The organism is Comamonas terrae (assembly GCF_001544075.1).
Classification (GTDB): Bacteria; Pseudomonadota; Gammaproteobacteria; order Burkholderiales; family Burkholderiaceae_C; genus Comamonas; species Comamonas terrae.
In genome coordinates this window covers 1-12,321 of sequence record NZ_BCNT01000018.1, presented here as the reverse complement: position 1 = coordinate 12,321, position 12,321 = coordinate 1, and the positions used below count along the sequence as shown (strand labels likewise).

General features: G+C 63.3%; 9 protein-coding genes and 3 tRNA genes. 2 read left to right on the top strand and 10 right to left on the bottom strand.

Going from position 1 to position 12,321, the window contains the following annotated elements; all coding sequences use genetic code 11:
• Nucleotides 1–32: 32 nt before the first annotated feature.
• Nucleotides 33–1,694, top strand: a complete 1,662-nt coding sequence (locus Cte04_RS18675; protein ID WP_066482371.1) for a hypothetical protein — start codon at nt 33–35, stop codon at nt 1,692–1,694.
• A 131-nt stretch (nt 1,695–1,825) separates the two neighbouring features.
• Nucleotides 1,826–4,162, top strand: coding sequence for an ATP-binding response regulator (locus Cte04_RS18670; RefSeq protein ID WP_066482362.1), 2,337 nt, complete (start codon nt 1,826–1,828; stop codon nt 4,160–4,162).
• Between the two features lie 25 nt (nt 4,163–4,187).
• On the opposite strand, the gene Cte04_RS18665 is transcribed toward Cte04_RS18670, so the two are convergent.
• From Cte04_RS18665 to Cte04_RS21900, 10 genes are all read right to left on the bottom strand, one after another.
• Entirely contained in the window at nt 4,188–4,805 is a 618-nt protein-coding gene (locus tag Cte04_RS18665) for a response regulator (RefSeq protein ID WP_066482355.1), read from the bottom strand.
• Nucleotides 4,806–4,888: 83 nt separating this feature from the next.
• Nucleotides 4,889–4,965: transfer RNA gene (locus tag Cte04_RS18660), tRNA-Asp, on the bottom strand.
• A 48-nt stretch (nt 4,966–5,013) separates the two neighbouring features.
• Nucleotides 5,014–5,089: transfer RNA gene (locus Cte04_RS18655), tRNA-Glu, on the bottom strand.
• A 45-nt stretch (nt 5,090–5,134) separates the two neighbouring features.
• Nucleotides 5,135–5,210 (bottom strand) — tRNA-Ala (locus Cte04_RS18650).
• Between the two features lie 146 nt (nt 5,211–5,356).
• Entirely contained in the window at nt 5,357–5,689 is a 333-nt protein-coding gene (locus Cte04_RS18645) for a P-II family nitrogen regulator (protein WP_066482348.1), read from the bottom strand.
• Nucleotides 5,690–5,703: 14 nt separating this feature from the next.
• The gene (locus tag Cte04_RS18640; RefSeq protein WP_066482344.1) at nt 5,704–8,793 is read right to left on the bottom strand and encodes an efflux RND transporter permease subunit; all 3,090 of its coding nucleotides are present in this window, start codon (nt 8,791–8,793) and stop codon (nt 5,704–5,706) included.
• A 4-nt stretch (nt 8,794–8,797) separates the two neighbouring features.
• Complete coding sequence (locus tag Cte04_RS18635) at nt 8,798–9,982, bottom strand: efflux RND transporter periplasmic adaptor subunit (protein ID WP_066482342.1); 1,185 nt, start codon at nt 9,980–9,982, stop codon at nt 8,798–8,800.
• Between the two features lie 31 nt (nt 9,983–10,013).
• Entirely contained in the window at nt 10,014–11,294 is a 1,281-nt protein-coding gene (locus Cte04_RS18630; protein ID WP_066482338.1) for a TolC family protein, read from the bottom strand.
• A gap of 340 nt (nt 11,295–11,634) precedes the next feature.
• A complete protein-coding gene (locus Cte04_RS18625; RefSeq protein ID WP_066482328.1) occupies nt 11,635–12,048 on the bottom strand; it encodes a hypothetical protein in 414 nt (137 codons plus the stop codon).
• Between the two features lie 3 nt (nt 12,049–12,051).
• Nucleotides 12,052–12,321, bottom strand: a 270-nt coding sequence (locus Cte04_RS21900) for a hypothetical protein (RefSeq protein ID WP_217997592.1), incomplete at its 5' end; no start/stop codon positions are given.

The following is a 12,321-nucleotide window of genomic DNA, read 5'->3' as shown; positions in this document are numbered from 1 at the left end:
GCCCCAAAGCAACCTTTGAGCAGGGAGAAAACATGAAGCCACAGATGACAGCCATTGCACGCGTGATCGCCACCGTCGTGCTCCCGACAGCCCTTGTAGCCTGCGGCGGCGGAGACGGCAGCAGCGGTTCTCAGTCGCAAGACAAGTCCACCACACTGAAGATCAGCGGCACGGCAGCCACCGGTGCAGCAATGGCCTCAGCGGCCATCAATGTGCTGTGTGCTGCCGGCAATGCAACTGCGACCTCTGGCACGGATGGCACCTACACCGCCAGCATCACCAACGGCACACTGCCTTGCGTGCTGAGCGCCACCAGTGCCGATGGCAAAACCACACTGCATTCAATGCTGGCCGGCTCTGGCCAAACAGCCAGTGCCACAGCCAATATCACGCCCTTGAGCGAGTTGCTGGTCGCCCAGTTCGCCGGCACCGATCCGAAATCCTTTTTTGACGCCTTCGGCGTGAGCCCCAAGGCCGTTGATCCATCGGCCGTTGTCACCGCGCAAAAAGCGCTGGCGCAAGCTCTGGCTGCCTTCATCGACATATCCACGGTCAGCGATATCGTGGGCGGCCCTCTGCAGGCCGGCAGCGGCGCGAACGGCACTGCCGCCAACTACGATGGCGTGCTCGACAAGCTGGGAGCCAAACTGGCCAGTGCGGAAATCAAACTCTCTGACCTCACGGCGGCTGCGGCCCTTGGGGGCACCAACCTGTCCACAATCGTGAACACCGTGCTGGCCCCCGCCGCTGCAGCAGATTGTCCGGGACTCAAAACCGGCACGCTACGCTATGTGGATCTGCTGGGCAGCGGCACCGGTACGCTGGCCGTGGATGTCGCCACCATGAAGATCGACGGCCAGGCACTGGCAGGCTCCGCCTGCAACTACACCGCCACCATCAACAACGTAGCCGGCACGCGCATCCTCGTGTCGCGCTCTGGCGTGATGACCATGCTGTCGGGCTCCGGCATGACAGGAAAAGCGATGATTGCCTTTCCGGAGCAAGTCCTTTCCGTCGCGGCATTGGCCGGCAGCTACGACCGGGTGGGATATTCAAAGACGTTCGACACGCAGATCGGCGATTACGGCGATACCGAGTTCTCAGCCGATGGCGCGAACGGCTTGTCGCACAATTGCCCGTCCGGCGCCGAGGCCTGCGCACCGGACACGCAATCGAAAGGCACCTTGGTCGCCAATCCTGCCGGTGGCTTCGACTACATGGAAAAGGGCATATCCCAGGACCGGGTATTTGCCTTCCGCAACGCATCCGGCAAGACGCTGCTGCTGGCACAAGGCTCCGACACCAACAACCCATCCATTGCCGCACTGGTTTCAAAGGGAAAGCTGGCCCTGCCACCCGTGGGCAACTCGTCGTCATACTGGCAGTTCCAGCTGAACGCTGGCGGACTCACCATGCAGCCGGATGACACCAACACGGTTACGGCCGTTGATGACACAACCGGTACGGTCACCCGCAGCTTCGCATCGGACAGCCATACCGATACGATCACCTACAACATCCCCTTCGATGGCATGCGCTATCGCGCCCGCAATGCCTGCACGGGAGCGGGCGGCCAAGGCGCAGGTTCGTGCAGCGGAGTGGTTCAGCTTCCCTTCGGCGGCATGACGCTGGCAACCCGCGCGGATACCAATATCAACGCTCGCTTCCTCTCGGTATCCGTCGTCAAGCCATAAACTTCTATTGCGTGCTCCAGCCAAAGGCGATGCGGCTGCCAGGCCCGTCGCCTTTGTTTTAGTACGGAAGCTGACCCGGCTTGGCGGATAGAATGGGGCGGGCCCGAAAACCCCTTCACACTCCCATCAACATGCGCGCGCTCGCCTTCGCCATGCACCGGTGTCTGCATGTCTGCGCCAGCGTCGCGCTATGGCTTTGCGCCACCTGGCTGTTCGGGCTGCCAGGTGCAGCCCATGCCGAACAGGAGTCCATACGGGTGTTCGACCAAGCCGACTTCCGCGGCGACGACACCGCCCCCTGGATCCCGACCCAACTGCCCGACACCTGGGCCTTGCGTGGCATACCTGCCAGCGGCCGCGGTGAATACCGCCTGATCCTGCCGCTTGACGCCGCTCCCGATGTTCCCTGGGTGCTGGAGCTGGAGCGCATCTCGCCGACACATGAGATTCACCTGAACGGAACCCTGATCGACAGACATCCGCCGGAGAACCGCATGGTACCGGCGCCAGGGTTGATCCGACTGCCTCCCCATCTGCTCCAGGCCGGCGACAACGAGCTGCGCATGGTTCTGCACTACAGCCATCTCGGCGGCTTGTCGACCGTGCAAGCCGGACCCGCCCATCTGTTGGAGCGCTCGTACAACCAAGCCTTGTGGTGGTACCACGAACTCACGCAGCACTTGAACCTGGCGGCCGCCGTGCTTGCCGTGCTGCTGCTCATTGTGGCCTGGCGGCAGCCACGCGAGCAGGCCATAGGCTTGTTCGGAGCGCTGGAGCTGATCAGCAGCGTGCGCAACTATGTCTTCTACGGCAACCTGTTGGCCTGGCCCAACGAGTGGATAGAGAAATTTCTCTTCACGGCCATCATCTGGATGGGAATTCTTCTCCAGGCCTATGCCCATAGTCTGCGCTTCGGCCGCCCGCTGCTCCGGCCCCGGTTTTTCTGGAGCCTGATGTGCGGCATTCCCTTGCTGGCGGCCTGCCTGCCTGCTCCATGGTTGCCGACTACGCGCGTACTCGTATATGGGGTGCTTGCCGCCATGAATCTGCGGTCGATACAGCTCGTGGTGGCCGCCGCTCGCTCTGCCCGGGATTTCATGCACTGGGCGCTTTGCGCATGCCTGCTGGCCATTTTTGTGGCAGCCCTTCATGACTTTGCCTACCAGCTGCTGGGCTGGCTCCCCATCACGCACTCCATAACTCTGACCCGCGTGCTGCCACTGGCGCTCTTTAGCTATTCCGGCCTGCTGCTGGTGCGCCTATTCGATGCCATGGCGCAGGTGGATCAGCTCAACCGTACGCTGGAGACGCGGGTTGCCCTGCGCACCCGCGATCTGGATGCCGCCAATGCAGCCAAGACACGCTTCATCGCCAATGCCAGCCACGATCTGCGACAGCCGCTGGTCAGCGTCAGCCTTCTGCTTGGCCTGCTGCGCCAGGAAATGGCGAAAACCGCATCAAGCGCCGCAGTACAGGACCTGTTCGCCCGCCTGGGTCGAGCCGTGTCGGCCATGGAAGATTTGCTCAGGCATCTACTCGATTTCTCGCGGCTGGATAGTACGGGACGGGCGCCCCCCAAGTCCAGCCCGGTCAAGCTGCAAGATATTTTCGAAGCCGTGCAAGCCCACGAGTCGTCGCATGCACAAAGCAAGGGACTGCACCTGCGCATGCGCCCTACGCCACACACCGTCCTGTCGGACCCGGTGCTGCTTGAGCAGATTCTGCGCAACCTGGTGAACAACGCCATCCGCTACACGGAAAGGGGAGGCGTTCTGGTGGCGGTGCGCAACCGCAAATCGCAGGGACAGGTGCAGCTATGTGTCTGGGACACCGGATCCGGCATCGCGGCCGATGCCCAGGAAGCCATCTTCGAGCCCTTCGTCCAGTTGCATAACCCCAGCCGCATCGCCTCCGAAGGGCTGGGGCTTGGCCTGGCCATTGTCCGCCATGCTGCCATGCAGCTCGGGCATGCGCTGGAACTGAGCTCCCATCCGGGGCGTGGCAGCTGTTTCCGCCTCACCCTTGCCCTGACCGATGCCACAGGCATGCCCCTTGCACAAGGCATGGAGCCCTGGGTAGACGCGGCCATTCTGCGCGGCCGCGCAGCTTGGCTGGTCGAAGACAACGATACGGTACGCGAAGCACTCGCCCTGCAACTAGTGCAATGGGGCATGCGGCTGCAATGCTTTTCCTGCGCCGCCGATCTTCAGGCGCACATGCTGGCCACACAAGACTGGCCGGACCTTTTCATCAGCGATGCCCTGCTGCCCGACGGAAATGGACTGGATCTGATCATAGAGTTGCTCTCGAGCACACCCATGCCGATGGCCACCTTGCTAGTGACGGGAAATACCTCCCCCGATCAATTGGCGCGTCAGGAACATTCAGGCGTCGCGGTCCTCCACAAGCCCTTCAGCAGCGAGGAACTGCTGCTGGCGCTCAGCAAGGAACTACGCCCCTTGCTATGACACCCGCCGAAGTGCAGACCCAGTTTCAGACGCTCCTGATGCCTCGCCGAACCACTTCGACGATAGCTTGCGAGCGGGAGCGTACACCAAGCCGCAAATAGATCTCTGACAGATGGGTCTTGACGGTGGATGCAGAAAGATCCAGGTCCCGGCAGATCAGCTTGTTGGGCTTGCCCTGCAGCACCAGCTTCAGGACCTCCCATTGACGCGGGGACAGGCCCAGCGCATCGGACGCCGAAACTGCAGCAGGCCGCGCCACAAACGAGGATGGCAGCGCCACATGGCCTTCCATGACGCTTTGCAGCGCCTCGACAAACTCCACGCTATCCGTCGCCTTGTGCAGAAAGCCTGCCGCCCCTGCATCCAGCGCAGCATAAATCGTCTCGGCCCGATCATCTGCGGATACCACGACGGCGCGAGCCTGCGGCACCATGTCGCGCAGCAGGAGCAAGGCCTCAAGCCCCTGGGAATCGGGCAGGGACAGATCAATCAACAAAAGGTCAGGGGCATAGGCAGCCAGGACATCGCACGCCTGCGCGAGCGTGCTGGCACAGCGAAACTGAGCATGCGCAAAGCGCTGTGTCAGCAGCAGTACCAGGGCATCGCGCAACACGATATGGTCGTCAACCAGCAGAACACGCATCGGGCCAGCTTTCTTGTTGATGTCTGCGCCTGCACAAGATAAAAGAAAACCCGTTGAAAAATTCAACGGGTTTTCATGGATTTTGGCGGAGTGGACGGGACTCGAACCCGCGACCCCCGGCGTGACAGGCCGGTATTCTAACCAACTGAACTACCACTCCTGGCAGGAAGCTTTGCCAGCTCTCTTCGAGCTTCAAGCGCTTCAGACTTGGCGACCCTACGGGGATTCGAACCCCGGTACTCACCGTGAAAGGGTGATGTCCTAGGCCTCTAGACGATAGGGTCAATTCCTAGAACGATTCGAGTTTTGCAACTCGCCGTCTTCAATCTTGGTGGAGGTAAACGGGATCGAACCGATGACCTCTTGCATGCCATGCAAGCGCTCTCCCAGCTGAGCTATACCCCCTTGAGCAACCAAAACACTGCTTGTTTGCTGCAATACAAAAATTGTAGCACAGGCTTTGGAGCGCTTTTTCCAAGGCACTGCATTTTTTGCATGCCAGGCGAAGAAAAGGCCGGGGCACTCTTCTTCGCCCGGACGGCGGGCATGTCCTAGAAAGCACCGCCATCGCGTATGCGGTGCATTTCGGCGATGTCCACGGTCCAGACCAGGCCGTCGCCTATCTGCCCGGTACGGCAGGCCGCAAAAATGGCCTGCCGTATGGGCTCGACCATGGTGTCGTCCGCAATGACGCAGAGCATGAGCTTGTCCGAGAAGTCGGTCAGCTCTTCCTTGACCGTGCGCTTGTCCACGGCTGCAGGCGCAGTAAAGCCTTCGGCCTTGAAGAGGGTCACGCCGGGAAAGTTGGGAATGGCACGTAGCGATTCGCGCAAGCGCTCCAGGCGGCTGGGGCGCACGATGGCACGGATTTCTTTCATCGTCATCTCCTTTGCGGATATCAAGCCTCGGTGGGCGTTTCGTCAAACCAGCGGTACAGCGTGGGCAGCACCACCAGAGTCAGCAGCGTGGAGGAAATCAGGCCGCCGATCACCACGATGGCCAGTGGACGCTGCACCTCGGAGCCGGGCCCTGTGGCAAACAGGAAAGGCACCAGCCCCAGCAGCGCTACCGTCGCCGTCATCATGACGGGACGGAAACGCTGCACGCAGCCTTCGCGCACGGCCTGGACCACGTCCAGGCCGTCCTCGCGCAGCTTGCGTATGCAGGTCACCAGCACCACCCCGTTGAGCACGGCAATGCCCCACAGAGCGATGAAGCCCACCGATGCCGGCACGCTCACATATTCGCCCGTGACGAACAGGCCGATCAGGCCGCCGATGGATGCGAAGGGCAGTACCAGGATGATCAGCGCGGCCAGCTTGACCGAATTGAACAGCAGGAACAGCAGGAAGAAGATCGCGGCAATGGTCAGGGGCACGATCACCTGCAGCGTACCCATGGCACGCTCCATGTTCTCGAACTGGCCGCCGAACTTGAAGTAGTAGCCGTCGGGCAGCTTCACTTCCTTTTCCAGACGCTGCTCCACCTCCGCCACGAAGCCTCCGAGGTCGCGCCCTTCCACATTGGCGCCCACCACCACACGGCGCTTGCCGCCTTCCCGGCTGATCTGTGCGGGGCCGTCGACCAGCTCGATCCTGGCCACATTGTTGAGCGGCACCTGTCCGCCGGTGGCCGTGGTCAGCAAGGTGGCACCAATGGCCTGGGGCGAACCGCGGAAGGCTTCGGGAAAGCGCACAACCACGGCATAGCGGCGCTCGCCTTCATACAGCGTGGTCACATCTTTGCCGCCAATGGCGGATTCCAGCACGCTTTGCACATCGGCCACATTGAGGCCATGGCGTGCAATGGCCTTCCGGTCGATGTCCACGGTCAGCGCCTGCTGGCCCGAGAGGCGCTCGATGCGGATGTCGGTGCTGCCCGGCACGCTCTTGAGAATGCGGGCCACCTGCTCGGAGACTTCCTTGAGATCTTCCAGCTCGTCGCCGAAGATCTTGATGGCCAGCTGCGAGCGCACCCCTGTCACCATTTCGTCCACACGCTCGGAGATCGGCTGCGAGAGCACGATCTGCACGCCCGGAATCCTGGACAGGCGCTGGCGGATGTCCTCGTCGATTTCGTCCTGCGTGCGATCGGACGTGGGATCCAGCAGCACGATGGGGTCGGACTCGTTGGGGCCCGCGGGGTCGGCCGGCGATTCGCCGCGGCCCAGCTTGGACACCACGGACAGCACTCCCGGCACCTGCGCCACTTCCTTCATGGCCGCCATTTCCATGCGGATCGATTCGTCGAGCGAAATGCTGGGCACGCGGTTGATCTGCGGCGTCAGCGCGCCCTCCTTCATGGTCGGCATGAAGGACTTGCCCAGGAACGGGAACAGGCCCAGCGAACCGAGCAGCAGGGCCACTGCCAGGGCCAGCGTGAGGCGGCTGCGCGCCGTCGCGCCATCGAGAAGCTTGAGGTAATGGCGCTTGAGGAATGCAATCAGCCGCGTGTCATGGTCCGCACCACCCTTGAGGAAATACGAGCACAGCACAGGCGACAGGAACAGCGATACCGCCAGCGACACCGCCAGCGCAATGGCAATCGTCAGCGCCAGCGGGCCGAACATCTTGCCTTCGATGCCCTGCAGCGTCATCAGCGGCAGAAATACCAGAATGATGATGGCAATGCCGAAGATCGTGGGCGTGGCTACTTCGGCCGTGGCCGAAAGCACCGTGCGCACACGTTCGCCCCTGCTGCTGCCAGCCTGGCCCAGCTTGTGGAATACGTTTTCCACCACCACCACGGTGGCGTCCACCATCAGGCCGATAGCAATGGCCAGGCCGCCGAGCGACATCAGGTTGGCCGAGATGCCGTAGCGGTTCATGAGGATGAAGGTGGTCAGCGGCGTGATGATCAGCGTGGCCACCACGATCAGGCTGGAGCGCACATCGCCCAGAAAGATGAACAGCACCACCACGACGAGGAAAATGCCCTCGATCAGCACCTTGCCCACCGTCCACAGCGCGGAATCCACCAGGTCGGTACGGTCATAGTAAGGCACGATCTGCAGGCCGCCGGGCAGCATGCCCTTGGCATTGATTTCGGCAACCCGCTCTTTCACGCGCGTCACCACTTCCTTGGCATTGCCGCCGCGCATCATCAGCACGATGCCCGAAACGCCTTCGGTATAGCCGCCCTTGATGATGGCGCCCTGGCGCACCTCGGCATCGATCTGCACGGTGGCCACATCGCGCACATAGACCGGCACACCACCCTGCTCCTTGAGCACGATGTTGCCGATGTCTTCCAGCGTGCGGATCATGCCCATGCCGCGGATCAGATACTGCTCCGTCACCTGGGGCAGGATGCCGCCGCTGGCGTTGGCGTTGTTGTCCGCCACGGCCTGCACGACCTGGCGGACCGTCAGCCCATAGTGGCGCAGCCGGCTCGGATCCACCAGCACCTGGTACTGCTTGACATAGCCGCCCTGCGAGTTGATCTCGGCCACGCCGGGAATCGAGCGCAGCAGCGGCCGCGCCACCCAGTCCTGGATGGTGCGGCGCTCGGTCAGCTCCTGCTGGGTGAGCTCGCGCCGGCCGTCGTCGGGATGCTCCAGCGTGTACTGGTACACCTCGCCCAGGCCCGTGGACACCGGCCCCAGCACCGGCACGATGCCCTGCGGCATGCGCGGCGTGACCTCGATCAGCCGCTCGGTGACGAGCTGGCGTGCAAAATAGACATCGGTCGCGTCGGTGAACACCAGCGTGATGATCGACAGGCCGCTCTTGTTGAGGGAGCGCATCTCGACCAGACCCGGCAGGCCCGTCATGGCGATCTCCAGCGGCACGGTCACGAAGCGCTCGATCTCTTCGGGCGAGCGCCCCGGGGCTTCGGTGGCGATCTGCACCTGCACATTGGTCACGTCGGGAAAGGCATCCACCGACAAGTTCATGGCGGCGCGCAATCCAAAGCCGCACAGCACCAGGGACATTACGATCACGACCAGCCGCTGCGTGAGCGCGGCGCGAATCAGGGAAGCAATCATGGGCTTACTCCAGCTCGGCGCGCTTGCGCTCGTTGTTCAGGTGAAAGGCGCCTTCCACCACGATCTGCACGCCTTCCTCCAAGCCCTTGAGCACCGGACGCAGACCGCTGCTGGCCACTCCGAGCTCCACGGGCGTGAGGCGATAGTGGTTCTCGGACTTTTTCACATAGACGTGGTCCTTGTCGTTCTCGCGCACCACGGCCGCGACGGGAACGGCCGGGGTTTTCTGGCTGGCCCCCTGGATCTTCATGGTGGCCAGCATCTGGGGCTTGAGCGCCAGGTCCCTGTTGTCCACCTGGGTACGGATGGTCACGGTGCGCGTGTCGGCAGACACCGTGTCGCCCACATAGATGATCTTGCCGGAGATGGGGCCCTCCTCGGCCGTCAGGCCCAGCGCCGGCACATCGACCTGCACGCTTTGGCCCGTCTGCACGCTGCGTGCCATCTGCTCGGGCAAGGCGCCCACGACCCAGACATTGGACAGGTCCGCCACCGTGAACAGGGGATCGCCAGGCTGGGCCACCTGGCCCTGGCTGACCTGGCGCTCGATCACGATGCCGGCGGACGATGCGGTGATGGCCGCATGGGGCGCGACATGGCCCTGGCCGCGCAGGCGATCGAGCGCATCGCCGGACAGCCCCATGAGCCTGAGCTGGTCGCCTGCGGCGCGCAGCTCGGCACGCGCTATCTGCACCTCGGATTCGCGGCGCTGCAGCTCGGCGGAGCCGATCACGTCGGCCGCGATCAGCTGGCGCGCGCGCTCCACCGAGCGCTCGGCCAGCGTGGCATTGGCGCTGGCGCGCATATAGGCCAGCTGGGCGGTGGTCAGCTCCGGACTGGCCACGCGCGCCAATACCTGGCCGTGCCTGACGCGGTCGCCGGTTTCGGCCAGCACTTCGGTCACGCGACCAGTCACTGCCGCACCGATGCGGGTGACCTTGCGCTCGTTGGCCTCGATGCGGCCTGCGACTTCCTGCACGGCCGCCACATCGGCTGCCACCACCGGCGCCGTCCTGAAGTTGCCGGCCATCGCGGCAGGCACCACGACCTCCATGGGGTCCAGTTCGGCTTTGGCCTCGGCCGCCGCAACGGGCGCCGCGGCGCTCTTTTCATTCTTGCCGCAGGCACTCAGGGTCAGCAGTCCGGCAAGCGCCAGGGCCATGGCGAGAGAGTTTTGATGGGAAGACATAGACGTGTTTGAAAAGTGAGAAAACTGACGCTCAGAACGCAGAGGCATCGGCATAGCGGCCAGCCAGGAAATCCAGTTCGATGCGTGCGGACTGCAGCTGGTAGCGGGCCTCCAGCAGATCGGCGCGCACGGTGCGCAGCACACGCTGGGCATCGAGCACATCGAGAATCCCCCGCTCGCCAAAGCGGTAGGCGGCCTCGGCCACGCGCAGGGCGGACTCCGCTTCGCGCACCGCGCCTTCGCTCAGGGCCTTGGTACGCACCTGCGCCATCTCCAGCACCTTCCACGCCTGCTGCATCTGCTGCTCAAGCTCTGCCCGGCGTCCTTCCATCCGCACGCGGGCACGCTCGGCTTCCGAAGCGGCTTCCTCCATCGGGCCACGGCGCTGGTCGAACAAAGGGATCTGCACGCTCACACCCACGGTATGGTTGCGGATGTCCGGCTCGCGGGTCTGGGCATAGCGCAGCTCCACGCCAGGCCATCGGCTGGCCCTGGCGCCCTGCTTCTGGGCTTCGGCCCTGTCCACTTCGGACTGCAGCTGCAGCAGCTCCGGATGGGCCTGCCAGTTGATGTTCTGCAGCTGGTCGGGCACCACCGGATCCTGCAGCGACAGGGCCAGATCGAAGCGCGCCGGCAGATGGCCTGCGGCCAGGCGGTTGAGCGAAAGCAGAGACTGCTCGGCCATCAGCCGGGCCGTCTGCTCCTGCTGGCGTGCATTGATCAGCTCCGCATCGGCCTTGATGATCTCGTAGCGGGCCGCCTCGCCACTGGAGACACGCACGCGCACACGCTCATGAACCTGCTCGAGCAACCGGACGGCATCGCGAGCAGCCAGGGCCTGGGCCTGGCGCAGCACCACCTCATAGGCCTTGAGCTTGACCTGTGCCACCAGCGCATTGCGCGATGCGGCAATCTGGTGCACCGACGCACGCTGGCCCGCCTGCGCCGCCTCGATGCGTGCGCTGCGCACCGAAGGCATCTCTATGGGAACCGAGATACCCATGCTTTGCACGCTGCCGGGCGTGGCCGATGCCAGACGCGCCGTGTTGTCGCCACGGCTCCACTCCAGCTTGGGATTGGGCAAGGCGCCGGCACTGAGCACCGCGGCCTGTGCCGTCACGCCGGATTGCTGCACCGCACGCAGCTCGGGATTGTTGTCGAGCACGGTCTGCACCAGCTGCTCCAGGCTCAGCCTGGGCTGCTGCGGCTCGGCGCTGACCGCATTGGCCGGGGCGGCTGCAACGCCGGTTTCGCGGGCCTGGGCCGCGAAACATCCGGCCAGGCAGATGCCGAGTGCGGCAAGCCGGACCAAGCGCGGCAATGAAGATGGGTCCGCGCGGAACGGACAGGCTGTGGCCGGCAGAAAAGCCGGTGCTATCGATCTATTGGACATAGAACACGGCTGCCTTCTTGAAGGCAGAGGAAGTGAGGAAAGAGTGGATTCGGCGACCGGGCGCAGCGGCCGGGGCCGCCTGCCGGAAGCGGTTCAGGCATGCCAGGACGAAGTGGCGCAACCCGCAAGCTGTCGCCAGTTGCCGCAAGGCGTCAGCCCATGGCAAGCGCATTCCGGGCTTGTCAGGCCCGGAATATCTTCAAAGGCAGGAAAGGTCGGGAGCGATCAGCAGCCGGCCGAGCACTTCAAAAGAGGTGCGTCAGATGCGCTGGAGCGAGCCTGCCTGGCGCAGGCCCGTATTGGGTGGCCGCAGCATGCTGTCAAGCCAGGGGAAAGTGGGGTGCGCCACATGCGCCTGTGGCGACACCCGGACATCGGCCACGAGGACGGCCACGGCTTCGGGCGGGCCGAACAGCTCGTTGCGATCATCCTGCACCGTATTCACTTCGGCGGTGCGGTGCGGACGGTGGATGGAGAACTCCACCGTTTCATCCTCCACATCCTCCTCGAATTCCTGCAACACATCCACGCCGTATTCGTGCGGTTCCATGTCCTGCACATAGGCCATTGCCACTGCATCCTGCGCGCCCGCCGGCCACAAGACAGCCATTTGCACGCCCACGATGGCGGCAAACATCAGCAACGACAGCAGCAGGGACGATGCCGGACGCATGGATCAGAAGCGTTGTTGGAACAGATTCGGAAAGGAAAACAGGAATGCGCTCAAGCAAAAGCCCGGGCGGCCCAGTCTGGATGGTGTCTCCATCTGTGACAAAAGTTCCCGTGAGGTGCAGCCTTTGTCATTCAGTCCATGAAAAACGGAACGATAGCGTATCGGCATAGTGCTTGCATGGCAAGGGTTTCCTGCTAGAAAGACAAGAGCAGTACCCACGTGCATGTGCCATGCCAAAACAAAAAAGCCATCCGTGAACGGATGGCTTTGCGG